The 22,683-nt window shown below is 57.8% G+C and carries 23 protein-coding genes; 14 read left to right on the top strand and 9 right to left on the bottom strand.

Annotated features, from left to right (window positions below):
• Nucleotides 1–24 precede the first annotated feature (24 nt).
• On the bottom strand, nucleotides 25–855 hold the full coding sequence (locus ACR0JR_RS19525) for a methyltransferase domain-containing protein (protein ID WP_480457622.1): 831 nt from the start codon (nucleotides 853–855) through the stop codon (nucleotides 25–27).
• Here ACR0JR_RS19525 and ACR0JR_RS19520 point away from each other — a divergent pair.
• The 4 genes from ACR0JR_RS19520 to ACR0JR_RS19505 are packed head-to-tail and all read left to right on the top strand — an operon-like array spanning nucleotide 836 to nucleotide 3,181.
• Nucleotides 836–1,600: a double zinc ribbon domain-containing protein gene (locus ACR0JR_RS19520; RefSeq protein ID WP_480457621.1), complete on the top strand. Its 765-nt coding sequence runs from the start codon at nucleotides 836–838 to the stop codon at nucleotides 1,598–1,600. The genes ACR0JR_RS19525 and ACR0JR_RS19520 overlap by 20 nt on opposite strands.
• 37 nt (nucleotides 1,601–1,637) lie before the next feature.
• Nucleotides 1,638–1,895, top strand: coding sequence for a glutaredoxin 3 (grxC, locus tag ACR0JR_RS19515; protein WP_010442524.1), 258 nt, complete (start codon nucleotides 1,638–1,640; stop codon nucleotides 1,893–1,895).
• Complete coding sequence (locus tag ACR0JR_RS19510; RefSeq protein ID WP_480457620.1) at nucleotides 1,895–2,725, top strand: carbon-nitrogen hydrolase family protein; 831 nt, start codon at nucleotides 1,895–1,897, stop codon at nucleotides 2,723–2,725. Before grxC ends, ACR0JR_RS19510 begins: the two co-directional genes overlap by 1 nt.
• A 15-nt stretch (nucleotides 2,726–2,740) precedes the next feature.
• Nucleotides 2,741–3,181: a MarR family winged helix-turn-helix transcriptional regulator gene (locus tag ACR0JR_RS19505; RefSeq protein ID WP_010442526.1), complete on the top strand. Its 441-nt coding sequence runs from the start codon at nucleotides 2,741–2,743 to the stop codon at nucleotides 3,179–3,181.
• Nucleotides 3,182–3,442: 261 nt separating this feature from the next.
• On the opposite strand, the gene ubiG is transcribed toward ACR0JR_RS19505, so the two are convergent.
• Nucleotides 3,443–4,189 (bottom strand): bifunctional 2-polyprenyl-6-hydroxyphenol methylase/3-demethylubiquinol 3-O-methyltransferase UbiG, encoded by a 747-nt coding sequence (gene ubiG, locus ACR0JR_RS19500; protein ID WP_480457618.1) that lies wholly within the window; start codon nucleotides 4,187–4,189, stop codon nucleotides 3,443–3,445.
• Nucleotides 4,190–4,237: 48 nt separating this feature from the next.
• Here ubiG and pip point away from each other — a divergent pair, with 48 nt between their 5' ends.
• The 6 genes from pip (at nucleotide 4,238) to infB (ending at nucleotide 11,526) form a co-directional block, all read left to right on the top strand.
• The gene (pip, locus tag ACR0JR_RS19495) at nucleotides 4,238–5,215 is read left to right on the top strand and encodes a prolyl aminopeptidase (protein WP_170775883.1); all 978 of its coding nucleotides are present in this window, start codon (nucleotides 4,238–4,240) and stop codon (nucleotides 5,213–5,215) included.
• Nucleotides 5,212–6,030 (top strand): ABC transporter substrate-binding protein, encoded by an 819-nt coding sequence (locus ACR0JR_RS19490; RefSeq protein ID WP_480457617.1) that lies wholly within the window; start codon nucleotides 5,212–5,214, stop codon nucleotides 6,028–6,030. Before pip ends, ACR0JR_RS19490 begins: the two co-directional genes overlap by 4 nt.
• Before the next feature lie 160 nt (nucleotides 6,031–6,190).
• Entirely contained in the window at nucleotides 6,191–6,781 is a 591-nt protein-coding gene (rimP, locus tag ACR0JR_RS19485) for a ribosome maturation factor RimP (protein ID WP_170473629.1), read from the top strand.
• A complete protein-coding gene (gene nusA, locus ACR0JR_RS19480) occupies nucleotides 6,781–8,394 on the top strand; it encodes a transcription termination factor NusA (protein ID WP_010442532.1) in 1,614 nt (537 codons plus the stop codon). Before rimP ends, nusA begins: the two co-directional genes overlap by 1 nt.
• Before the next feature lie 22 nt (nucleotides 8,395–8,416).
• Nucleotides 8,417–9,040 (top strand): RNA-binding protein, encoded by a 624-nt coding sequence (locus ACR0JR_RS19475; protein ID WP_480457615.1) that lies wholly within the window; start codon nucleotides 8,417–8,419, stop codon nucleotides 9,038–9,040.
• A gap of 8 nt (nucleotides 9,041–9,048) precedes the next feature.
• Entirely contained in the window at nucleotides 9,049–11,526 is a 2,478-nt protein-coding gene (infB, locus tag ACR0JR_RS19470; protein ID WP_010442534.1) for a translation initiation factor IF-2, read from the top strand.
• 62 nt (nucleotides 11,527–11,588) lie between these two features.
• On the opposite strand, the gene ACR0JR_RS19465 is transcribed toward infB, so the two are convergent.
• The 5 genes from ACR0JR_RS19465 to ACR0JR_RS19445 all read right to left on the bottom strand — a co-directional run bounded on the left by ACR0JR_RS19465 (nucleotide 11,589) and on the right by ACR0JR_RS19445 (nucleotide 16,268).
• Nucleotides 11,589–12,419, bottom strand: a complete 831-nt coding sequence (locus tag ACR0JR_RS19465) for an alpha/beta hydrolase (RefSeq protein ID WP_480457613.1) — start codon at nucleotides 12,417–12,419, stop codon at nucleotides 11,589–11,591.
• A gap of 3 nt (nucleotides 12,420–12,422) precedes the next feature.
• Complete coding sequence (locus ACR0JR_RS19460) at nucleotides 12,423–13,304, bottom strand: tryptophan 2,3-dioxygenase (RefSeq protein ID WP_170775891.1); 882 nt, start codon at nucleotides 13,302–13,304, stop codon at nucleotides 12,423–12,425.
• Between the two features lie 63 nt (nucleotides 13,305–13,367).
• Nucleotides 13,368–14,396, bottom strand: a complete 1,029-nt coding sequence (gene tdh / locus ACR0JR_RS19455) for an L-threonine 3-dehydrogenase (protein WP_480457673.1) — start codon at nucleotides 14,394–14,396, stop codon at nucleotides 13,368–13,370.
• Nucleotides 14,397–14,410: 14 nt separating this feature from the next.
• Nucleotides 14,411–15,595 carry a glycine C-acetyltransferase gene (locus ACR0JR_RS19450; RefSeq protein WP_480457611.1) on the bottom strand — a complete coding sequence of 395 codons (1,185 nt, stop codon included), beginning with the start codon at nucleotides 15,593–15,595 and terminating at the stop codon, nucleotides 14,411–14,413.
• 109 nt (nucleotides 15,596–15,704) lie between these two features.
• The gene (locus ACR0JR_RS19445; RefSeq protein WP_170775895.1) at nucleotides 15,705–16,268 is read right to left on the bottom strand and encodes a helix-turn-helix domain-containing protein; all 564 of its coding nucleotides are present in this window, start codon (nucleotides 16,266–16,268) and stop codon (nucleotides 15,705–15,707) included.
• A gap of 117 nt (nucleotides 16,269–16,385) precedes the next feature.
• Between ACR0JR_RS19445 and ACR0JR_RS19440 the strand changes: the two genes are divergently transcribed.
• The gene (locus ACR0JR_RS19440; RefSeq protein WP_480457609.1) at nucleotides 16,386–17,561 is read left to right on the top strand and encodes an acetyl-CoA C-acyltransferase family protein; all 1,176 of its coding nucleotides are present in this window, start codon (nucleotides 16,386–16,388) and stop codon (nucleotides 17,559–17,561) included.
• 101 nt (nucleotides 17,562–17,662) lie between these two features.
• Here ACR0JR_RS19440 and ubiB read toward each other — a convergent pair whose 3' ends face one another.
• Nucleotides 17,663–19,192, bottom strand: a complete 1,530-nt coding sequence (ubiB, locus tag ACR0JR_RS19435) for a 2-polyprenylphenol 6-hydroxylase (protein ID WP_480457607.1) — start codon at nucleotides 19,190–19,192, stop codon at nucleotides 17,663–17,665.
• Nucleotides 19,193–19,945 (bottom strand): bifunctional demethylmenaquinone methyltransferase/2-methoxy-6-polyprenyl-1,4-benzoquinol methylase UbiE, encoded by a 753-nt coding sequence (ubiE, locus tag ACR0JR_RS19430; protein ID WP_170473657.1) that lies wholly within the window; start codon nucleotides 19,943–19,945, stop codon nucleotides 19,193–19,195.
• A gap of 86 nt (nucleotides 19,946–20,031) precedes the next feature.
• Here ubiE and mutM point away from each other — a divergent pair, with 86 nt between their 5' ends.
• The 3 genes from mutM (at nucleotide 20,032) to rpsT (ending at nucleotide 22,219) form a co-directional block, all read left to right on the top strand.
• Nucleotides 20,032–20,883 carry a bifunctional DNA-formamidopyrimidine glycosylase/DNA-(apurinic or apyrimidinic site) lyase gene (mutM, locus tag ACR0JR_RS19425; protein WP_480457605.1) on the top strand — a complete coding sequence of 284 codons (852 nt, stop codon included), beginning with the start codon at nucleotides 20,032–20,034 and terminating at the stop codon, nucleotides 20,881–20,883.
• Nucleotides 20,884–20,949: 66 nt separating this feature from the next.
• Nucleotides 20,950–21,726 carry an enoyl-CoA hydratase gene (locus tag ACR0JR_RS19420; RefSeq protein ID WP_480457603.1) on the top strand — a complete coding sequence of 259 codons (777 nt, stop codon included), beginning with the start codon at nucleotides 20,950–20,952 and terminating at the stop codon, nucleotides 21,724–21,726.
• A 229-nt stretch (nucleotides 21,727–21,955) separates the two neighbouring features.
• Nucleotides 21,956–22,219 carry a 30S ribosomal protein S20 gene (rpsT, locus tag ACR0JR_RS19415; protein WP_010442545.1) on the top strand — a complete coding sequence of 88 codons (264 nt, stop codon included), beginning with the start codon at nucleotides 21,956–21,958 and terminating at the stop codon, nucleotides 22,217–22,219.
• Nucleotides 22,220–22,683 lie beyond the last annotated feature (464 nt).

The raw sequence follows: 22,683 nt of genomic DNA, 5'->3' as shown, positions 1-22,683 counted from the left end.
GAGATAACGGGAAAAGGCCGGTCGTCAATCGGGCAGTTTGCCCTCATCCGTGCCCAACGCATCAGCAAGGCGCATTTGGGCCGATCCCGGACGCAAAGGTTTGGGCTGACTGTCATCAGGGGACCAGCCTGTCAGGCAGACCAGTTCGTAAGTTCCCCTCAAACGGCCTTGGGAGGTTGCGAAATGAGCGGCATAGATTTCCTGCGCTTTCTCGAAAACAGCCCGCCGGGTCGGTTGCTTCAGACGATCTTGCAGCGCATTGGTTTCTCCCATAGCGCGCAAATCATGCATCAGATGGTTAAGGTCGCGATATTCGGCAGATAACGTTGCCTTGTCTGCAACGGGCAAAGCCAAACCAGCCCGTTGCAGCAACGCGCCCAGATCACGTAATTCTGCCATCGGTGCAATACGCGGGCTTAGACCCCCCGTAATCTCAATCTCCGCTTGACACAGTACTGAACGCAACTCCTGAAGGGTTTCGCCGCCCAAGCACACGACCAAGAGCAAACCATCAGGTTTCAGAGCACGATGGCATTGGATTAATTGGCCAACCGGGTCGTTTGCCCAATGCAACGCCATCGCGTGTATAACCAGGTCATGCGCGCTTGGCGTCAGGTCCAGAACCTCATCATCCGGGATGAACCGGGCCTCGGTCCATAATCCTTCCCAGATGTGTGGGAACGGGGTCACGACGACAGGCGCCTTAAAGGTTTTATTAACCATCGATAGACGATCCTGCACCTCGTCAACAGCGGCGCGGTGCAGAAACAGCGCCTCATCCTGCGCGCGGCTGCGGTGGAGCGCGAGGGCAGCGCGGTCAAACAGAGAGGGTGCAGTGTCGGACGGCAGTTTCATAAGCCGCAAGTATCGCATTCGTCGGGGGATTCAAACCGTTGTCGAGATGATCTATCCCCCGCGTTGCCTTTCATGCGGTGCGCTGACTGAATCCGACTTTGGCCTCTGCGGTCCATGCTGGCGAGACACACCGTTTATCGGCGGCGCAGTTTGCGAAAGTTGCGGCGTGCCGGTCCCCGGCGCACGGGATGGGCATAGAATCGAATGCGACGACTGCCTCACAAAACCACGCGCTTGGCAGGACGGTCGGGCAGCTCTGATGTATCAAGGGGGTGCCAAATCGCTGATACTGGCGTTGAAACATGGGGATCGTACGGAATTGGCGCGCCCGGCTGCCCGCTGGATGGCACGAGCCGGATCCGAGGTGTTTCGCCCCAACATGTTGATCGCGCCAGTCCCGCTGCATTGGTCCCGAATGATCCGCAGGCGATATAACCAATCTGCATTGCTTGCGCATCATCTGGGCCAGGAAACGGGTCTGGCCGTATGCCCTGATCTCTTGGTTCGAACCAGACGCGCACCAGTCCTGGAGGGCAAAACAGCGGTTGAACGCGCGGTAGCACTCGCCGACGCCATAGCTGTACATCCGAAACGGGAACGTATGACACAGGGCCGCGATATTCTTCTGGTCGATGACGTTATGACCTCGGGTGCGACACTGGAGGCCTGCGCGCGTGTCTGCCGTGCTTCAGGAGCAAATCATATTTTCGTGTTGGTACTGGCGCGCGTTGCCAAGGATGCCTAATTCGCCCATGAATGTGCGGAACCCAAAGGGACGAAATATGAAGCCGGTAGAAATCTACACCTCGCCGCTGTGCGGCTTTTGCCACGCTGCCAAACGGTTGTTGAAGCAGAAAGGCGTCAAGTTCTCGGAAGTCGACGTGCTGATGCATCCCAAACGCAAACCCGAAATGATTCAGCGGGCGGGTGGGAAACGCACTGTGCCGCAGATTTTCATCGGCCAAACTCATGTTGGCGGTTGCGATGACCTCTACGAGCTTGAACGTCAGGGCAAGCTGGATCGCCTGCTCGCGGCCTGATGCAGACCGCTCTGCTGCAAATCACTTCGTCGGACGACCCGGTCCAGAATCTGGACATGGTGCGCGCCATGATGGCCGAGGCGGCAGAGCAAGGCGCGGGCTTTATCTTGACGCCCGAGGTGACGAACTGCGTCTCAACCAGCACTACGCGGCAGCGCGAAGTTTTGCAGCATGAAGAGGATGACATCACCCTGGCTGGCCTGCGCAAGCAGGCCGCTGATTTGGGTGTTTGGCTGCTGATCGGCTCTTTGGGGATCAAGACTCACGATGCCGATGGCCGCTTTGCCAACCGTAGCTTCATGATCAACCCGAAGGGGCAGATCGTGGCGCGATACGACAAGATCCACATGTTTGACGTGCAGGTCAGTGATACCGAGACCTTCCGAGAATCGAAGAACTATCGCCCCGGTGAGATAGCTGTGATTGCTGATACTGATTTCGGTAAAGTTGGTATGACGATCTGCTATGATATCCGCTTTCCGCATCTCTACGCAGCGCTGGCGCAGGCTGGTGCGCAGATTCTAACCGTCCCGGCAGCGTTTTCGCCGGTCACAGGTGCTGCACATTGGGACTCCCTGCTGCGCGCGCGGGCGATTGAAACCGGCTGCTGGGTGCTTGCCCCGGCGCAGGCTGGTGCGCATCCAAAGACGCGCGGCAGGACCCGGTATACCCATGGCCACAGCATGGTCGTGGCCCCTTGGGGAGAGGTCGTCATCGACGCAGGCACCGATCCGGGCATTCACTTTTTCGAATTGCATGATAGTTCTGTGTCCGAGGCGCGCCGACGCGTGCCCTCATTGACCCATGTACGGCCTTTCACAGGTCCCTGATCCAGAACCGGGCTTATGACGGACGAGAAAAATGCCCTGGCGGTCACGCTTTTCAGCGAAATACTGACCGCAGACCAGCTATTGCGCAACCGGCTGAGCCGGGTGCTGCCCAAGGGCATGGAAATCTCACATTTCTCAGTTCTGAACCATCTGGTCTTTGTCGGAGATGAACGCAGCCCGGCGCAGCTGGCCAACACGTTCCACGTCACGCGCGGAGCGATGACCAACACCTTGGCCAAGCTGGAATGGGCTGGATACATTCACATACGCCCCGACTGGGACGACGCCCGCCGCAAAATGGTCGCGATCAGCCCAGCCGGCCGCCGCGCGCGCGATCAGGCGATTTCCTCGATTGCCCCGCTGATCAACCGCGTCGTCGGAGAGCTGGGGCTGGAGCGCGTCCGCAGCACGCTGCCGGTGCTGCGAGATTTGCGGTTGCAGTTGGAGGGGGAGTGAAGAGCGCAACTATTTGGTTTTCGAGACAACCGACTCTCAAAGATCTACAGCGCCCATATCTTCAAAGGTGTTCATACGATCAATGAGCCTTGTACCCAACTCTGTGGGGCTGCGTGTGAATATTGAAGGGCACGTTTGAAAGCTGCTCTCGCCTGTAAATCGCGCCCCGATTGATAAAGAGCGATGCCGCGCTCAAGTTCCATCTAAATAGCTTTTGAAGAGTTAATTTTTGTCAGTATTTGGATGGTGTTTACACCCATCCTATCCTGCCTTCACACTCGCCGTCACATAATTCACGCTCAAATCCCGGTCCGAGATCGACCAGCTCCACAGGATCGGGTTGAAGACAAAGCCCTTGCGGTCCACCGGCTCCAGTCCGGCCTGACGCAGCAGGTCGAACAGCTCATCCGGCGTGATGAACTTGTTCCACTCATGCGTGCCGCGCGGCAGCCAGCGCATGACGACCTCGGCCCCGAAAATCGCCATAGCATAGGATTTCGGGTTGCGGTTGATGGTCGAGCAGATCAGCAGCCCGCCCGGTTTCAACAACTGCTGCGAGGCGGTCAGGAAACCCAGCGGATCGGCCACATGTTCGACCACTTCCATGTTCAGCACCACGTCAAACTGCTCACCTGCGGCTGCCATGTCCTCGGCGGTGGTGTGGCGATAATCGATTTGCAACCCCGATTGCTCGGCATGGATGCGGGCGACGAGCAGGTTGCCTTCAGCGGCGTCGGCGCCCACGACCGTCGCGCCCAATCGCGCCATCGGTTCGCTCAGCAGCCCGCCGCCGCAGCCGATATCCAGCAGGCGCAGCCCCTCAAAGGGATGTGAAGTCTTGAGATCGCGGTCGAACTCACCCGCGATCTGCTGTGTGATATAATCCAGACGGCACGGATTCAGCATGTGCAAAGGTTTGAATTTCCCATGTGGGTCCCACCATTCGGCGGCCATCGCCTCGAATTTTGCGATCTCGGACGGGTCGACCGTGTTCGGATGCGCTTGCATTCCTGTCTCCGTGTGCTCTTTTACGCTTAAGGACTATATAGGGCCGTAATGGATAAGTACCCGGACCAAAAGCGCGCAGTTCAATATCTTTACCCGCCGATCGATCCGTTCGATCAGCGCGTCGTTGATATGGGCGATGGGCACCGCATTTATGTGGAACAATGCGGTAATCCCAATGGGATACCGGTCGTGGTGCTGCATGGTGGGCCGGGTGGCGGTTGCAGCCCCGCGATGCGGCGCTATTTCGACCCGGATGTCTACCGGGTGATTCTCTTTGATCAGCGCGGTTGTGGCCGTTCAAGGCCCACGGCCTCGGTCGAAGACAATACGACCTGGCATCTGGTCGCGGATATCGAACGGTTGCGAACGCTGTTTGGTATCGAGGACTGGATTGTCTTTGGCGGCAGCTGGGGTGCAACACTGGCTTTGATTTACGCGCAGACACACCCGGATCGGGTCAACCGTTTGGTGTTGCGCGGCGTGTTTCTGGCGACACAGGCCGAGCTCGATTGGTTTTATGGTGGCGGTGCGGGCAAGTTTTGGCCGGAACAGTGGGCCAAGTTTGCATCCCTGTTGCCCGAGGCCGAACAGTCTGACGCGATCAATGCCTATCACAAGCGTCTCTTTTCGGGCGATCGTGCGACCGAGATCCTCTTTGCGCGCGCTTGGTCTCATTGGGAGAACGCTCTGGCCTCAATCCACACCAACGGATCGGTTGGGGAAAGCCCCGGGGAATACGCCCGTACCTTTGCACGTCTGGAAAATCACTATTTCAGGAACGGTGCGTTTCTCGAGTATGACGGCCAGATTCTGGACCAGATGGACCGTATCGCGCATATTCCCGGCCATATCGTGCAGGGAAGGTATGATATGATCTGTCCACCGCAAGCGGCCTGGAACCTGGCGCAGCGATGGCCTGGCGTTGACTTGAAAATGGTGCGCCAGGCAGGGCACGCCTTGTCAGAACCGGGTATAAGCGTTGAGCTGGTCCGGATTATGGACCGCGTGGCGGAGGGTACGGCATGACCAGGATCGACCGTCGTGCATTGTTTGCCTCGGGTGCTGCCGCCGCCTTGCTGGCGGCGACGGGCGGGTCGCTGGCGGATACACCAAAGACAGGTGGCAAGCTGCGGCTTGCGGTTCCGCGCGATGAGAGTTTGGAAATATTAGCGCGCGGGGCCGTGTTCGACACCCTGACCGAAGTCGCATCAGATGGGACCTTGCGCGGCGAGTTGGCAAAAGCTTGGCAGGCTGAAGAACACGCGCGTGTATGGAGCTTTGATCTACGCGACGACGCGATGTTCCATGATGGATCCGCCATGCATGCAGACGATGTAGCGGCGGTATTTTCAGACATCGGACGCGCGGAGGCCCTAGCCCCTGATCGCGTTAGGTTGGAACTGGCCGCGCCCAATCCTGGTTTGCCCTTCTTGCTTGCCGACAGTCGGTTTGTCGTGACACGTGACGGGCAGGGAGTTACCCCATTGAACACGGCAACGGGCACGGGGTGCTATCGTGTAGAACGGGCCGAGGATTCTCGCCATTTCCTTGGGTGCAAGGTGGCGGGCCACTACAAAAATGGCCACGCGGGTTGGGCTGATGCGTTGGAAATCATTGTGATCCCTGATGCGCGTGTGCGGGCCGAGGCTTTGCGGGATGGCTATGTGGACATTGCTGCCCTGCCCGAAGGTGATGAGCTAAAGGATCAACGCGGCCTCAGATACCATCCAGGTAAGACCGACATGGCGCTGGCGGTGGCCGCGCATGTCGGCATGCCGCGTCAGATTGGCAAGGGGTCGCTGGACGATGGGCGCATCGCCGAGCGGTGGTGGCTGGCCTAAATCCGATCACGATTTTCGCCGGGGGTTGCAGACTCGGAAAAGCCTGCGTATATGCTGTTGCAACAGCGGCGCGTTGGACTTCTGGTCCGGGGCTCCACCGGAAATTTCGACGGGCCGCGCGCCCGTTTTTTTGTGCCCGATGACAGGGTTGAGAACCTGAATGACAAACGACCTGATAGCCAAAGCAGCCATTGACCGGCGACTGGCCGAGATCATCACACCCGTGATCGAGGATCTAGGGTATGAGCTGGTGCGCATCCGCCTGATGAGCGGCAAGACCACCACGATGCAGATCATGGCTGACAAGCCCGATGGCGGCATCGAAGTAGATGACTGCGCCGAGATTTCGAACGCAGTGAGTGCCACGCTTGACGTCGAGGACCCGATTCTTGATGCCTATACGCTTGAAGTGTCCAGCCCCGGCATCGACCGCCCTCTGACCCGTCTCAAGGATTTCGAGACCTTCGAAGGATACGAGGCCAAGATTGAGACCGCTGAACTGATCGACGGCCGCCGCCGCTTTAAGGGTGAACTGGCCGGGATCGAAGGGGATGAGGTTCTGATCAACATCCCCGAGGGGGATGAGACAATCACCATCGGTCTGCAATTCGACTGGCTGAGCGACGCCAAGCTGGTCCTGACTGATGAACTGATCAAGGAAATGCTGCGCCAGCGCAAAGACGCCGGCGCCTTGAACGAAAACGCTTTCGACGAGATAGAGACCGAAGGGTCCGAAGAGGAGACGAACTGATGGCAATCACCTCAGCCAACCAGCTGGAGCTGCTGCAGACCGCCGAGGCCGTGGCCCGCGAAAAGATGATCGACCCCGGTCTGGTTGTCGAAGCGATGGAGGAATCGCTCGCCCGTGCCGCCAAGAGCCGTTACGGCGCGGAGATGGATATCCGCGTGTCGATCGACCGCAAAACCGGCAAGGCGACCTTTACCCGCGTCCGTACCGTGGTTGAAGATGAAGAACTTGAGAACTATCAGGCTGAGTTCACCGTTGAGCAGGCCAAACAATATATGGAAAACCCTGAGGTCGGTGATGTCTTCGTTGAAGAGGTTCCGCCGGTTGAGATGGGCCGTATCGCGGCACAATCCGCCAAGCAGGTGATCTTGCAGAAGGTCCGCGAAGCAGAGCGCGACCGTCAGTACGAAGAATTCAAGGATCGCGCGGGCACCATCATCAACGGTGCGGTCAAGCGCGAGGAATTCGGCAACGTCATCGTCGATCTGGGCGGTGCCGAAGCCGTTCTGCGCCGCAATGACAAGATTGGCCGCGAAAGCTATCGCCCGAATGACCGTGTGCGCGCCTATATCAAGGAAGTACGCCGCGAGGTGCGTGGCCACCAGATCTTCCTGTCGCGCACCGCGCCGGAATTCATGGCCGAGCTGTTCAAAATGGAAGTGCCCGAAATCTATGATGGCATCATCGAGGTCAAGGCCGTGGCCCGTGACCCCGGCTCGCGCGCCAAGATTGCCGTGATTTCGTATGACGGCTCGATCGACCCGGTCGGTGCTTGCGTCGGTATGCGCGGCAGCCGCGTGCAGGCCGTTGTGAACGAGCTGCAGGGTGAAAAGATCGACATCATTCCGTGGAACGAAGATCAGCCGACCTTCCTGGTGAACGCACTGCAGCCTGCAGAGGTTTCCAAGGTGGTTCTGGACGAAGAAGCCGGCAAGATCGAAGTTGTTGTCCCGGAAGAGCAACTGAGCCTCGCCATCGGTCGCCGCGGTCAGAACGTGCGTCTGGCCAGCCAGCTGACCAATCTGGACATCGACATCATGACCGAAGCCGAAGAATCGGCGCGCCGTCAGAAAGAGTTCGAAGCCCGTACACAGCTGTTCATGGAAACGCTGGATTTGGACGAGTTCTTTGCCCAGTTGCTGGTATCGGAAGGGTTCACCAACCTCGAAGAAGTGGCTTACGTCGAAATCGAGGAACTGCTGGTCATCGACGGTGTGGATGAAGGCACCGCGCAAGAACTGCAGACCCGTGCGCGCGAATTCCTGGAAGCACAAGCCAAGGCGGCGTTGGATGCGGCCCGTGCGCTGGGCGCCGAGGACAGCCTCATTGAATTCGAAGGCCTGACACCCCAGATGGTAGAGGCGCTGGCCAAGGATGATGTGAAGACGCTGGAAGACTTCGCAACCTGCGCTGACTGGGAACTGGCCGGTGGCTGGACAACGGTCGATGGCGAACGCATCAAGGATGATGGTGTTCTGGAACCTTTCGGCGTGACGCTGGAAGAGGCTCAGGACTTGGTCATGACGGCGCGCATCATGCTGGGCTGGGTTGATCCGGCTGAATTGGAGCAGGCCGAAGAAGACGGTGAAGCAACCGATGAGGAGGTCGAGGCCTGATCGCAGGCCTCGGGTGGCGCACATGGGTCGCGGTGGCGTCCATAAGGATCGGTCGGATGGGCCAGAGCGTAAGTGCATCGCCACGGGCGAGGTTCAGCCTAAATATGGCTTGATCCGCTTTGTGGCGGGGCCAGACGGTCAGGTCTTTCCCGATGTCGCGGCGAAATTGCCGGGGCGCGGAGTCTACGTGTCGGCGGATCGCGCGGCATTGGACAAAGCGGTGAGCAAGAAACTGTTCTCGCGCGGGTTCAAGGCGCAAGTGAGTGCGGCCAAAGATCTGACCGATGAGGTTGAAAAACAGGTGGCGCGCCGGGTGATCGAGCTGATCAGTTTGGCGCGCAAGTCCGGAGATGCGGTCGCCGGATATGAAAAGGTCAAGTCGTGGCTGGACCGGGAAGAGGCCCAGGTGTTGATTCAAGCCTCGGACGGATCGGGGCGCGGTAAGTCGAAACTCAGCACGCCGCACTTTGGAAAATACATCGGCTGGCTGACTGCGGATGAGCTTGGGGCGGCATTTGGGCGCCAAACCGTGATTCATGCGGCCATGGCCTCTGGCGGACTCGCCAAACGTGTTGTAGAGGAAGCGCAGCGCCTGCGTGGCTTGCGCGAAAAGGATGACGGCGGCAAGGGCCGCTCGGAAGGGTAAGAAGCTTAATGAGCGATAGTGACGGCAAAAAGACATTGGGTCTTCGTGGCGGGGCACGCCCCGGAAATGTGAAACAGAGTTTCAGCCACGGACGTACCAAGAATGTCGTGGTGGAGACCAAACGCAAACGCGTGGTCGTACCCAAGCCGGGCGCGACCAAACCAAGTGGTGGTGCGGCACCTTCGGGTGATCCTTCGCGTCGTCCGGCGGGTATTTCCGATGCGGAAATGGCGCGCCGAATGAAGGCGTTGCAAGCTGCCAAAGCGCGCGAGGCTGAAGAGGCCGCTGCCCGCGAGGCACAAGAGAAGGCGCGTGAAGAAGAACGTGCGCGCCGCCGGGCCGAACAGGAAGCCAAGGAACGCGAACAGCGTGAGGCTGAAGAGCGTGCTCGTGCCAAGGCCGAAGAAGAAGAACGCAAGCGCAAAGAGGCGGAAGAAGCCGCCAAGCGCGCTGCCGCGGCACCCGCGCCCGAAGAACAACCGCGTACGGCACGCGGTCCGGCCAACAAACCGGCGCCAGCGGCTACACCCCGCAAGCAAGACCGCGAGCGCGAGCAGCGTGGCCGCGGCAAAGGCCGTGACGACAACCGCCGTTCGGGCAAGCTGACATTGGGTCAGGCCACCGGTGGTGAAGGTAATCGTCAGCGTTCAATGGCTGCGATGAAGCGCAAGCAGGAGCGTGCGCGCCAGAAAGCCATGGGCGGCCCGGTCGAGCGGGAAAAGGTGATCCGCGACGTTCAGTTGCCCGAGGCGATCATGGTCTCGGAACTGGCCAACCGTATGGCCGAGCGCGTGGCTGACGTTGTCAAATCGCTGATGCAGATGGGCATGATGGTCACGCAGAACCAGACCATCGACGCTGATACCGCTGAGCTGATCATCGAAGAGTTTGGGCACAAGGTGACCCGCGTCTCTGATTCGGATGTTGAAGACGTCATCAAAGAAGTCGAAGACAGCGATGACGATCTGCAGCCGCGACCGCCGGTCATCACCATCATGGGCCACGTTGACCATGGTAAGACATCATTGCTGGACGCGATTCGTGACGCGCGCGTTGTGGCAGGCGAAGCCGGTGGCATTACCCAGCATATCGGCGCCTATCAGGTGAAAACCGATGGTGGCACCACGCTGACCTTCCTTGATACGCCGGGCCACGCAGCCTTTACTTCAATGCGGTCGCGCGGTGCTCAGGTCACTGATATCGTGGTTCTGGTTGTGGCTGCCGATGATGCGGTGATGCCGCAGACGATCGAGGCGATCAACCACGCCAAGGCGGCCGAAGTGCCGATGATCGTGGCGATCAACAAGGTCGATAAGCCGGATGCGAACCCGGACAAGGTGCGGACCGATCTGCTGCAGCACGAAGTCATCGTCGAAAAGATGTCAGGTGAGGTTCAGGACGTCGAAGTGTCCGCCATCACCGGTCAAGGTCTCGATGAACTGCTGGAAGCCATCGCGCTGCAGGCCGAGATTCTGGAACTGAAAGCCAACCCCGACCGCGCCGCCCAAGGTGCCGTGATCGAGGCGCAGCTTGATGTGGGCCGTGGTCCCGTTGCCACCGTTCTGGTTCAGAACGGCACTCTGCGTCAGGGTGATATCTTCGTCGTGGGTGAGCAGTATGGTAAGGTCCGTGCGTTGATCAACGACAAAGGCGACCGCGTCAAAGAAGCCGGCCCGTCGGTTCCCGTTGAGGTTCTTGGTCTGAACGGTACGCCTGAAGCGGGCGACGTTCTGAACGTGACCGAGACCGAAGCGCAGGCCCGTGAGATTGCTGCCTATCGTGAGCAAGCAGCCAAGGACAAGCGCGCCGCAGCTGGTGCCGCGACCACCCTTGAGCAGCTGATGCAGAAGGCCAAAGAAGACGAGAACGTCACCGAGCTGCCGATCTTGATGAAAGCTGACGTGCAGGGTTCTGCCGAAGCCATCGTTCAGGCGATGGAGAAGATCGGCAATGAGGAAGTGCGCGTACGCGTTCTGCACTCGGGTGTTGGCGCGATTACCGAAACGGATGTCGGCCTGGCCGAAGCCTCGGGCGCTCCGATCTTTGGCTTCAACGTTCGTGCAAATGCGTCAGCGCGAAACACTGCGAACCAGAAAGGCGTCGAGATCCGGTATTATTCGGTGATCTATGACCTCGTGGACGACGTGAAAGCAGCCGCATCCGGCTTGCTGAGCGCCGAAATCCGCGAGAAGTTCATCGGTTACGCCGAGATCCGCGAAGTCTTCAAGGTTACCGGCGTTGGCAAAGTTGCCGGCTGTCTGGTCACCGAAGGCGTGGCGCGTCGTTCCGCTGGTGTTCGTCTGCTGCGCGACAACGTGGTGATTCACGAAGGCACGCTGAAGACGCTGAAGCGTTTCAAGGACGAAGTGACCGAAGTTCAGTCGGGTCAGGAATGCGGTATGGCGTTCGAAAACTACGACGACATCCGCGCAGGTGACGTGATCGAGATCTTCGAACGCGAAGAAGTGACCCGGACGCTCGACTGATCTGGCTTACCTCGAGAGATTTAAGACAGCGGCTCAATTGGGCCGCTGTTTTCTTTTTGGGGTTACTCGCTGCGCGACGACAAAAACGAGCCCGAAGGCATGATGATGTCGAAGTGATGTTTACCCTGTTGAAGGTCGAAACTGACCGAATGTCCTGCTTTTCGTAGCAACTCCGCATAGTCACGGCTTTGTCGAACAAACTCTGGTGTATCTCTTTCAGCAACCGTTACCCTGTAGCGCGGCCCTGGCGCGGGCAGATTGAGGCATGGAGAAAGATCGTGAATCTCGACCTTAGTCAGTTGCAAGGGATCATTTACCGAAGTTAGGCTAATCGGCTCCAAATCGTAAACGCCACTGATCAGAATTACGTTACGCACTCTTAGACCCGCCTGCGCCAACGCGCTGGATGAGGTGGCCATGACCATCGCTACCAGATGCGCACCTGCGCTATGACCTGACAGGGTGATGTTTGATGGATCGAAGCCCAATAACTCGGCCTGTGATGCAAGCCACAGCAAGGCATCGCGACATTCTTCGACCATCTGCCCCAACCTAGCTTCAGGGGCGAGTGTGTAATTCAGGGTCGCAAAGGCCTGCCCGTTTTCGTGTAGCACCGGTGCCATCGGGGCGGATTCGCGCTGGCTGAGCGCCTGCCAATACCCTCCGTGAATGAACACATGCAAAGGTGCGTTTGCGTCTGAGGAGGGGAAGAAATCCAGAACCTGCGCCGGACTGACGCCATAAGCAAGGTTTTCGCGCACATCCATCCGTGCCCGGGCCTGCGCGCTGAGCGCAACATAACTATCCAAATACGGCGTCAGGTCGCCACCAATTATCGAACTGGGGGAGTATTCCTGTTCAAGTTGATCTTGGGTGAACCCGCGATAAAGCATGCCTCAGTCTCCCGCATACATCAGCTCGGTGCGCATATCGTAGAGGTCGTGGAAGAAGCGCAATTCCAGTGCCTTGCGCAGAAAGGCCACGCCGCTCGAGCCACCTGTTCCAGGTTGCATCCCGATGACACGTTCGACTGCCGTGGCGTGGTCGAATCGCCAGCGCTGGAACAGCGATTCGACGTCCATCAGCTTTTCGGCCAGAGCATAGAGGTCCCAATACTTGCCGGTATCCTGAAAAATCTCGCACCAGATTTTCACGACGCGCGGGTCGCCGGAATAGGATTGTGAATAGTCACGTTCGATCAGGTCTTGCGGTACATCGAACCCCTGCCGTGCCAGCATGTGCAGCACTTCGTCATAAAGGGACGGTTTGGTTAGCGCTGCGCTCAGCATCTCCATGACCTCCGGATCGTGTTCATGAACCTTGAGGGTCGAAGCATCCTTGTTGCCCAATATGAACTCGATCTGGCGGTAACCGTAACTCTGAAAGCCTGACGAACTGCCTAACGCATCGCGAAACGTCATGTAGTCGGCGGGCGTCATGGTCAGCAGCGTTTCCCAAGCGGTGATCAACTGCCGCTGGATCGCCTTGATCCGGTCGAGATTCTTCATCGCCGGGCCGAAATCATCTTGCTGCAGGAAGCGCCGCACTTCGACCAACTGGTGATGCATCAGCTTCAGCCACAGCTCGCTGACCTGATGGATGATGATGAATAACATCTCATCGGGCTGAGCAGGATCCTGAAAGGTCTTTTGCAGATTCAACAGGGTTTTGAGTTGCAGAAAGTCGCCATAGCTTTTGCGATGCGTCTCAGCGAAATCGGTGACCAGAGAATCCTCGATTCCGCGTTCCAGCAGTCGGTCATCTTTCGTGCTGCCCATCTTACTCCTCCGGTTGGTTGCGCGATCCCTGTGTATGGGCCAGTTTTGCAACTATCCAGAGGGTCAGGTCCAGTCCAGAACAACTTTGCCGGACAGGCCCGACTTCATTGCTGCAAATCCTTCGGCAAAATCGTCAACACCAAACTGATGGGTGATCACGCGGCTTACGTCCAAACCGTTCTGCAGCATAGCAATCATCTTGTACCATGTCTCAAACATCTCACGGCCGTAAACGCCCTTGATAGTGATGGCTTTAAAGACAATGCGGCTCCAGTCGACCGGGGATTGGCCCGGCGGGATGCCCAGCAGTGCGATCTTACCGCCCATGACTAGCGCTTCGACCATCTGATCCAAAGCTGCCTGCGAGCCCGACATCTCCAAACCCACGTCAAAGCCTTCTTTCATCCCCAGTTCGGCGATCACATCGGGCAACTCTTCAGTGGTCACATTAACCGTACGTATCGACGGCACCACATATTCCGCCAGCTTCAGCCGATCTGCATTGATATCGGTGATCACGACGTTTCGCGCACCTGCATGGCGTGCGACAGCCGCTGCCATTATGCCGATCGGGCCTGCGCCTGTTATCAGAACATCCTCGCCCAGCAGATCGAAGCTCAGCGCGGTATGAACCGCGTTGCCCAGCGGGTCGAGGATCGCGCCAATCTCATCCGGCACATCATCTGGCAAAGGTATCACGTTGAAGGCGGGCAGTTTCAAAAACTGGGCAAAGGCACCTTGTTCGTTTACGCCGATGCCCCGCGTTCCGGGGTCCAGATGGAACTTGCCAGCGCGACTCTGGCGACTTTCGGTTCCGATCAGGTGCCCTTCGCCCGAGCAGCGCTGGCCGATCTCAAGCCCAGTAACGTTGCGACCAATCTCGACGATTTCGCCTGCGAATTCGTGGCCGGTGATCATCGGCACTGGTACTGTGGCTGCGGCCCAGTCATCCCAATTCCAGATATGGATATCTGTGCCGCAGATGCCGGTTCTGTTTATGCGGATCAGTACCTCGTCTGGTCCAATCTCGGGCACTGGGGCCTGAACCATCCAAAGACCTTCCTCGGGCTTGGATTTTTCCAGTGCTTTCATCGTGTTGGGTCGCATCAAATTACCCCCAGATTTTTTCCGACCTTGCCAAAGGCTGCCAGCGCACGGTCTAATTCATCCTTTGTTAGAGCCGCATTCATCTGTGTTCTGATCCGTGCCTGACCACGCGGGACGACCGGGAAGAAGAACCCTGAAACGTAAACGCCCTCGTCAAACAACTGGTCCGCCATCTCTTGTGCCAATGTCGCTTCTCCCAGCATGACCGGAATAATCGGATGCTCACCGGGCAGCAGATCAAATCCCAGCTTTTCCAGCCCTGCACGCCAGTATTTGGCGTTGCCGAACAGTTGGGCACGCAGCATGTCTCCCTCTTCAACCAGACGGATTGCTTCCAGACCGGCAGCAACGATAGATGGCGGCAGCGAGTTTGAGAACAGATAGGGCCGCGCCCGCTGCCGTAGCAGATCGATCACTGGCTGCGGCCCGGCGATGTAGCCGCCGATTGCCCCCCCAAGTGCCTTGCCCAGAGTTCCCGTCAGAATATCCACGTCAACGCCGAAGTGATCCGGCGTGCCCGCACCGTTTGGCCCCATGAAGCCCGTGGCGTGGCAATCATCGACCATGACGATGGCGTCGTACTTATCGGCCAGCTCGCGTATTTTTGGCAGATTGGCCAGATAGCCATCCATCGAAAAAACGCCGTCGGTGGCGATCATGATATGCCGCGCCCCGTCTTCGCGTGCCTGTTTCAACCAGGCTTCGAGGTCGTTCATGTCATTGTTTAGATAGCGATAGCGTTTGGCCTTGCAGAGCCTTACGCCATCGATGATTGACGCGTGGTTCAGACTATCCGAGATGATTGCGTCTTCAGGCCCTAACAAAGGCTCAAACAGCCCGCCATTGGCATCGAAACAGGCAGCGAACAGAATTGAATCATCTTTATTCAGGAACTTGGCCAGCCGTTGCTCAAGCTCGCGGTGAATATCCTGCGTGCCGCAGATAAAGCGGACCGAGGCCATGCCGAACCCTTTTGGTTCCATGGCGTTCTTGGCGGCGTCGATCAGGGCGGGGTGATCGGCCAGGCCCAGATAGTTGTTGGCGCACAGGTTGATGACCTGCTTTCCGCCCACAGTAATCTCACCGCCCTGAGGCGAGGTGATCATTCGTTCACGCTTGTACAGACCTTCGGATTCGATCTGCTTAAGGGTGTCCGTGATGTGGGACAGGAATGCATCTGCCATGGCGACCTCCGTTCAACTGAGTCGCGCTTCTAACATAACGGACGAATATCCCAAATAGGGGATTTACGAAATTACGGAAAAATATCCGTGAAGGCGGATTATCGCTGAGTCAGGCGTTTTTTACAATTAGGAAAACACGCGCAGGGCTGTCGGCAGAAATGGAATGCGCGACGTCAGCGGCATATCGGGCTGTATCACCCTGCCGGAGTTCGCTCACTGCCGCGCCTGAAGTAACTCGAACTGACCCTTCCAACACGGTCAATTGTTCCCGTGCACCGCGCGCATGGGGTTGGCTGTTCAGGGCGCCGTTTTTGTCGAGCTGAATGTCATAGACCTCGTGACCGCCGGCCTCTTCTGGCGGTGAGAGGATCCGGATGCGGCAGTTCTCTCCCATGTTATCGATGCTGGGCACTTCGGAGTTTTTGAGAATCTCGATCTGGTCGGTTGTCTTCGTGTCTTCCAGCAACCCGGCAAAATCCACCTGCAGAGCTCGGGTCAGGTTCCACAATGTCGAAATTGTGGGGCTGCTTTCTCCCCTCTCGATCTGGCTGACCATGGATCGCGATACGCCGCTGAGATTCGCGACCGCTTCGAGGGAAAGGCCCTGGGCCCGGCGCGCCTCTTTAAGGCGTGTCGGAAGGCGTGTCAGGATATCGTCTGTCTTGTCCGTCATGACGGAATTTCATGCGCCTTGAATCGATAGATGTCAATTCCGTCTGTGACGGGACGTCTCAGGCGACAGAGGGTTTCTGCGGGTGCATACTACGGCCAAACTCAGGAGGAGTGATCCATGACCGATATTGTTATTCTGGATGGCGCACGTACTGCCATCGGCACTTTTGGCGGTGCGTTGGCTTCGACCGCGCCGATTGATCTGGCGACCGTGGCGACCGAAGCCGCGCTTGAACGGTCGGGTGTCGAAGGTGGGCAAATCGGGCATGTGGTTTTCGGTCATGTGATCAACACTGAACCCCGCGATATGTACCTGTCGCGCGTAGCAGCGATGCAGGCGGGCATTCCGAATGGGACTCCGGCGATGAACGTAAATCGTTTGTGTGGCTCCGGCGCGCAGGCGATTGTGTCAGCGGTGCAGTCTCTGATACTGGGCGATGCTGATTTCGCTGTGGCTGGTGGAGCGGAGAGCATGTCACGCAGCCCCTACATCGTGCCTCAGGCCAGATGGGGCGCCAAGATGGGCGACGTCACCTCACTGGACATGATGTTGGGCGCGCTGAACTGTCCTTTCGGAACCGGTCATATGGGTGTGACGGCTGAGAATGTGGCCGACGAACATCAGATCAGTCGTGAACAGATGGATGCGTTTGCCTTAACCAGCCAGAGCCGAGCGGCAACAGCGATCGACGCTGGATATTTCGAAAGCCAGATCACGCCTGTGCAGGTGAAAGTCAAACGCGAGATGGTTGACTTTAAGGTGGATGAGCATCCCAAGGCCACCACAGCTGAGGCGTTGGCGGGCCTTCGTCCAGTGTTCAAGAAAGAAGGACGCGTCACGGCCGGGAATGCATCGGGTATCAACGATGGGGCTGCGGCGATGGTTCTGGCGACGTCAGATGCTGCTGAAAAGGCCGGATTGAAACCAAAGGCAGGGATATTGGGATATGCGCATGCCGGAGTGCGGCCCGAAGTAATGGGAATTGGACCGGTTCCTGCAGTGCAGAACTTGTTCAAGAAGACAGGGCTGTCGGCGGGTGATTTCGATGTGGTCGAGAGTAACGAAGCTTTTGCCGCACAAGCCCTGGCCGTCAATCAAGAGCTTGGATTGGATGCCGCTAAGGTCAATCCGAATGGCGGTGCGATTGCGTTGGGGCACCCTGTGGGGGCAACTGGGGCGATTATCACCCTGAAAGCGCTGTATGAGTTGGAGCGAGTTGGTGGTTCCAAGGCGCTTATCACTATGTGTATTGGCGGTGGGCAGGGGATTGCCCTTGCTATCGAGCGGCTCTGATTGAGGTCGAGCGGAGGGGGCTGTCTGCCCCCCCCAATCGCGCAGGCGGCGCGATCCCCCCCCGAAGATATTTGTGGCCAGATCAAGTAGGCGGATTGTTGTCAGCTGAATGTCATCACGACAAGTGTGGCTGCGATTCCAACGGCTGCGCCAAGGGCGGCAGGTAGCAGCAAGGTTGTCTTGCCGGAAGTTTGCTGGTCATCTTTCGTGGTTTGCGCAATCAGGGCGTTTTCTACCAGCGCAGGTAAGCGTGGGCCGAAACGGGCCAGCACCATTGCGGTCTTACCAAAATCTCTCAGGGCGGCCCGGGGGCCGATGGAGCTTTTGATATAATCCTCGACGACCGGGCGCGCGACTTCCCAGATATTCATATGATCGTCGAGTGATCGGGCAACGCCTTCGACCACGACCATGGTGCGCTGCAGAAGAATCAGTTCGGTTCGGGTTTCCATGCCGAAGCGCTCTGTGACCTCAAACAGATAGCTGAGCAGTCGGCCCATGGAGATATGGGTCGCGTCCATGCCGAAGATGGGTTCTCCGACTGCGCGCAAGGCGCGGGCGAATTCGTCGACATCCTGGTTGGCAGGGACATAGCCGGCCTCGAAATGGACCTCGGCTACGCGTTTGTAGTCGCGGCGGATGAAGCCGAAGAGGATTTCGGCATAGACCCGACGGGTGTATTCGTCGATATGCCCCATGATGCCGTAGTCATAGGCAATAATATCTCCATTCGCGGCGACCTTCAGGTTCCCTTGGTGCATATCCGCATGGAAATAGCCATCGCGAAGGGCGTGCAGCAGGAAAAGGCGCAACACACGTTCTGCCAGATCGCTGCGATTGTGGCCTGCAGCGTCCAGCGCGTCATTGTCGCCCAGCGGGATTCCATCGGCCCAGCTGAGTGTCATCACCCGGCGTGCGGACAAGGACCAGACGACCGGAGGCAGCCAGAACCCGGAATCATCCTTGGTGTTGGCGGCGTATTCCGAAGCAGCAGCGCTTTCCAGGCGCAGGTCCAACTCGCCGCGGACAACTCCGTCAAAATGCTCGATCACCTCCATAGGGCGCAAACGACGAGCACCGGGGGCAAACAGGTCGACAATTCGGGCGGCGAAATAAAAGGCGTCTACATCTTTACGGAAGGCGCGTTCAATTCCGGGGCGCAGGACTTTGACGGCAACATCTTCACCCGTGCTGGCCAGCTTAGCTTTGTGGACCTGAGCGATTGAGGCTGCGGCGATAGGCTCACTGAAATCGCTGAACATTTCTGAAAGGGGTTGGCCCAGCTCTTTCTCGACCTCGGCCATGGCTTCGGCCTTGGAGAATGGCGGAAGCTTATCCAGCAAGACACGCAGTTGTTCAGCTAGTTCATTTCCAACCACGTCGGGGCGGGTCGAAAGGACTTGTCCGAACTTGATATAGGCGGGTCCAAGAGCAGTTAGGGCGCGGGTTGCGGGCGGCATCTGGGGATCCCCTTTGTACCCCAGCCACTGAAATGGTTTGCCCAGAACATGTGCGAGAATGCGGATAGCCCGAGGAGCTTCGAACGCGTCTAATACCACGTTCATGGCACCCGTGCGCTCGAGCGTTGCGCCTGTGCGGATCAGGCGGATAATGTTGTGTGGGCCGCGCATCTAGATCTTCCAGCCGGAATGCAGTGCCGCGATACCCATGCTGAGATTGCGGTACTTGGCGTTTTCGAACCCGGCGGCGCGGACCATGCTCAGGAATGTCTCCTGATCCGGGAACTTGCGGATCGATTCCACCAGGTATTGATAGCTGTCGTAGTCATTGGCGATTAATTTGCCCATGCGTGGAATGACGTTGAAGCTGTAGAGGTCATAAAGCTTTTGCAGTCCGTCATTGGGCAGTTGGCTGAATTCAAGCACCATCAGGCGGCCACCGGGTTTCAGCACGCGATAGGCCTCGTTCAATGCCTCTTGCGGGCGGGTAACATTCCGGATGCCGAAGGAAATTGTATAGACGTCGAACGTATTGTCCTCGAACGGCAGGGACATCGCATCGCCCACCACCCAGTTCAGACTGTCGGACATCTGGTCGGCCTCGGCGCGCTGGCGGCCTTCGACCAGCATAGGCTCTGTCAGGTCCAGAACCGTGGCATGGCCGTGGCCCGCGCGTCTCAGGAAGCGAAAAGAGATATCTCCGGTCCCACCTGCAACGTCCAGCAACCGTTGACCGGGGCGCGGGGCAAGCCAATCCATCATTGCATCTTTCCAGACCCGGTGAATGCCCATCGACATGACATCGTTCATCACATCGTATTTCGAGGCGACCGAGTTGAACACGCCCTGTACGCGCCCGGCCTTGTCGGCCTCGCGCACGGTTTCAAACCCGAAATGAGTGGTCTTGTCGCTGTTGTTGGACATTTGCCTTGCCGTTCGTCGAATTTCGCCTCTGTTATAGGGCCATAAGAGGCGGGCACAATGCGGCCCTTTGGAATAGGAGCCATCTAATGCCCGAATTGCCCGAGGTCGAGACAGTAAGACGCGGTCTATCCCCGGCGATGGAAGGCGTCGTAATCCAAAGGGCGGACGTAAACCGCCCCGATTTGCGCTGGCCTTTCCCCGAACGGATGGCTGAACGACTGACTGGGCAGCGCGTCGACCGATTGCGTAGACGGTCGAAATACATTCTGGCCGATCTGAACAGTGGAGAAACACTGCTGATCCATCTTGGCATGTCCGGGCGTATGACCGTTTCTGGTGATCCTCTAGGGCAATTTGCCCACAAACACCCGATGCCGGAAAAGCATGATCACGTAGTCTTTCATATGGCCAACGGCGCCCGTATAACTTTTAACGATCCGCGTCGGTTCGGAGCCATGGACCTGCTGCCGACGGCCACGGCAGAGGATCACAAGCTGCTGTCAGTTCTGGGACCTGAACCATTGGGTAACGATTTCCACGAACAGCACCTCATTGAGGCGTTCAAAGGTAAGAATAGCCCGGTCAAATCCGCGTTGCTGGATCAGGGAATCGTTGCCGGATTGGGAAATATCTACGTCTGCGAAGCGCTTTATCGCGGCAAGGTGTCGCCACGTCGCAAAGCCGGGCAGATTTCTGCGTTGCGTGTCGGAGCGCTGGTTCCGATCATCCGCCAGGTGTTGCAAGACGCGATTGAAGCGGGTGGTTCATCCTTACGTGATTTCCGCCAAGCCGATGGAGAACTTGGATATTTTCAGCATAGTTTTGATGTTTATGGGCGTGAGGGAAGGCCCTGCAGAACCAATGGATGTAGTGGTGAAATCAAGAGAATCACTCAGTCCGGTCGCTCATCCTTCTATTGCGCGCAATGCCAAAGATAACTTGATCCAGCGAAATCGCGTGGTAAGGAATCGTACTTGAACGGAACAACCGGAAGCTTACACCTCATGGCTTTTGAGACGATCATCGTCGAAATCGAAGACCACGTCGCCCTAATCAAGCTCAACAGACCAGATGCGATGAATGCGCTGAACACCCAGTTACTGGGTGAGTTGTGTGATGCGCTGGAAGAAGCAGACAGCAACGACAAGGTGCGCTGCATCGTCATCACCGGCTCTGACAAAGCTTTTGCGGCTGGTGCGGACATCAAAGAGATGTCCGAGATGAGCTATGTCGATGTCTTCAACATCAACCTTTTTGCCGACGCGAATGACCGGGTTTCGGCGATCCGCAAACCGATCATTGCCGCTGTTGCGGGTTATGCGCTGGGCGGAGGTTGTGAGCTGGCAATGCTGTGTGATTTCATCATCGCGGCGGATACAGCCAAGTTCGGCCAGCCCGAGATCAATCTGGGCGTCATCGCAGGACTCGGCGGCAGCCAGCGTTTGACACGGTTTGTAGGCAAGTCCAAATCGATGGATATGAACTTGACCGGTCGGTTCATGGACGCGGAAGAGGCCGAGCGTGCGGGGCTGGTCAGCCGTGTCGTGCCTGCCAAGAAGCTGATAGAAGAAGCAACCGGTGCGGCGCAGAAGATCGCTGAGAAGTCGCAGATCACGGCAATCGCGGCCAAGGAAGCCGTGAACCGCAGCTATGAGTTGCCGCTGAGCGAGGGCATGCTGTTTGAGCGCCGGGTGTTCCATTCGATGTTTGCAACTGAAGATCAGAAAGAGGGCATGTCCGCGTTTCTGGAAAAACGTGCGGCTCAGTTCCGCGACAAGTGACGATAACGGACATTCAGTGAATTCAGGCGGGCTTGGTCCCGCCTTTTTGCTACTGAAGCTCTTTTGAAGAATCAGCTTGGCAAAACCTTTAAACTTGGGTAGAGACCGCCGTCATACATGCGCGTGCGGCCCGCTTGGCCCGACTCACACTCGTGATTTCTGATCCGGTGCGGATATGTCCGTGGCGCGCAACCCTAGATAACCGTACCGAACAAAAGGTCAGAGACACATGGCAAATTCGCCCCAGGCAAAGAAACGCGCTCGTCAGAACGAAAAGCGTTTTGCTGTAAACAAAGCGCGCCGTTCGCGCATCCGCACACATCTGCGCAAAGTTGAAGAAGCAATCGCATCCGGTGACAAGGACGCGGCTACCGCTGCCCTGCGCGCCGCTCAGCCCGAACTGATGCGTGGCGTCACCAAAGGTGTCTTCCACAAGAACACCGCAGCCCGCAAAATGTCGCGCCTGTCGGCACGCGTCAAAGCGCTGGGCTGATTCTTTGGGAAAACGCGTCAAGCGTTGATTTGCGAAAAAGGCGTCGCGCATAGCGGCGCCTTTTTCATTGTTGCCGGAAAGCCGCGTCTTCACGAAGCCGAGAGATTCTTTCGCCCTGAACCCCGAGTCAATATCAGAGTTTCGTTGCCCGGACCCATGGGCTCTTGCTACGACTGAGTCAGCGATTCACTCGCTTGGGGGGACAGGCTGTTCTGGGTATCTGACTGACGGGCATCAGTAGGAATCCGGAACGAATGTTCGAAAATCGGCTTCGGTCGATTGGACGATCTGCTCTGGGTCTCGGGTTTTCCGATGATCTTGGCCCTGTCGAAAAATTGGATTGTGACGCGCCACCCTGTTCTCGGGGTTGTACCGACCGTTGGACAATGCGGTATCGGATTGCGCTGAACGTCAAAATGACCCGCCAGACCTCGTGGCCTGGCGCAAGGGTATCCTTGTGGGTG

This window comes from Ruegeria sp. AA3, from assembly GCF_056542905.1.
The sequence above is the reverse complement of the archived record's forward strand: the minus strand, read 5'-3'. Positions and strand labels throughout refer to the sequence as shown.

What these genes read in the sequence shown, in the direction of transcription:
- infB (WP_010442534.1), top strand. Translation starts at nt 9,049, where the DNA reads ATGAGCGATAGTGACGGCAAAAAGACATTGGGTCTTCGTGGCGGGGCA.
- ACR0JR_RS19490 (WP_480457617.1), top strand. Translation starts at nt 5,212, where the DNA reads ATGACCAGGATCGACCGTCGTGCATTGTTTGCCTCGGGTGCTGCCGCC.
- ACR0JR_RS19465 (WP_480457613.1), bottom strand. Translation starts at nt 12,419, where the DNA reads ATGCTTTATCGCGGGTTCACCCAAGATCAACTTGAACAGGAATACTCC.
- ACR0JR_RS19525 (WP_480457622.1), bottom strand. Translation starts at nt 855, where the DNA reads ATGAAACTGCCGTCCGACACTGCACCCTCTCTGTTTGACCGCGCTGCC.
- ACR0JR_RS19460 (WP_170775891.1), bottom strand. Translation starts at nt 13,304, where the DNA reads ATGGGCAGCACGAAAGATGACCGACTGCTGGAACGCGGAATCGAGGAT.
- ubiB (WP_480457607.1), bottom strand. Translation starts at nt 19,192, where the DNA reads ATGCGCGGCCCACACAACATTATCCGCCTGATCCGCACAGGCGCAACG.
- ACR0JR_RS19445 (WP_170775895.1), bottom strand. Translation starts at nt 16,268, where the DNA reads ATGACGGACAAGACAGACGATATCCTGACACGCCTTCCGACACGCCTT.
- rpsT (WP_010442545.1), top strand. Translation starts at nt 21,956, where the DNA reads ATGGCAAATTCGCCCCAGGCAAAGAAACGCGCTCGTCAGAACGAAAAG.
- ACR0JR_RS19505 (WP_010442526.1), top strand. Translation starts at nt 2,741, where the DNA reads ATGACGGACGAGAAAAATGCCCTGGCGGTCACGCTTTTCAGCGAAATA.
- mutM (WP_480457605.1), top strand. Translation starts at nt 20,032, where the DNA reads ATGCCCGAATTGCCCGAGGTCGAGACAGTAAGACGCGGTCTATCCCCG.
- ACR0JR_RS19475 (WP_480457615.1), top strand. Translation starts at nt 8,417, where the DNA reads ATGGGTCGCGGTGGCGTCCATAAGGATCGGTCGGATGGGCCAGAGCGT.
- ACR0JR_RS19440 (WP_480457609.1), top strand. Translation starts at nt 16,386, where the DNA reads ATGACCGATATTGTTATTCTGGATGGCGCACGTACTGCCATCGGCACT.
- ACR0JR_RS19510 (WP_480457620.1), top strand. Translation starts at nt 1,895, where the DNA reads ATGCAGACCGCTCTGCTGCAAATCACTTCGTCGGACGACCCGGTCCAG.
- rimP (WP_170473629.1), top strand. Translation starts at nt 6,191, where the DNA reads ATGACAAACGACCTGATAGCCAAAGCAGCCATTGACCGGCGACTGGCC.
- grxC (WP_010442524.1), top strand. Translation starts at nt 1,638, where the DNA reads ATGAAGCCGGTAGAAATCTACACCTCGCCGCTGTGCGGCTTTTGCCAC.
- tdh (WP_480457673.1), bottom strand. Translation starts at nt 14,396, where the DNA reads ATGAAAGCACTGGAAAAATCCAAGCCCGAGGAAGGTCTTTGGATGGTT.
- ACR0JR_RS19420 (WP_480457603.1), top strand. Translation starts at nt 20,950, where the DNA reads ATGGCTTTTGAGACGATCATCGTCGAAATCGAAGACCACGTCGCCCTA.
- ubiG (WP_480457618.1), bottom strand. Translation starts at nt 4,189, where the DNA reads ATGCAAGCGCATCCGAACACGGTCGACCCGTCCGAGATCGCAAAATTC.
- ACR0JR_RS19450 (WP_480457611.1), bottom strand. Translation starts at nt 15,595, where the DNA reads ATGGCAGATGCATTCCTGTCCCACATCACGGACACCCTTAAGCAGATC.
- nusA (WP_010442532.1), top strand. Translation starts at nt 6,781, where the DNA reads ATGGCAATCACCTCAGCCAACCAGCTGGAGCTGCTGCAGACCGCCGAG.
- pip (WP_170775883.1), top strand. Translation starts at nt 4,238, where the DNA reads ATGGATAAGTACCCGGACCAAAAGCGCGCAGTTCAATATCTTTACCCG.
- ubiE (WP_170473657.1), bottom strand. Translation starts at nt 19,945, where the DNA reads ATGTCCAACAACAGCGACAAGACCACTCATTTCGGGTTTGAAACCGTG.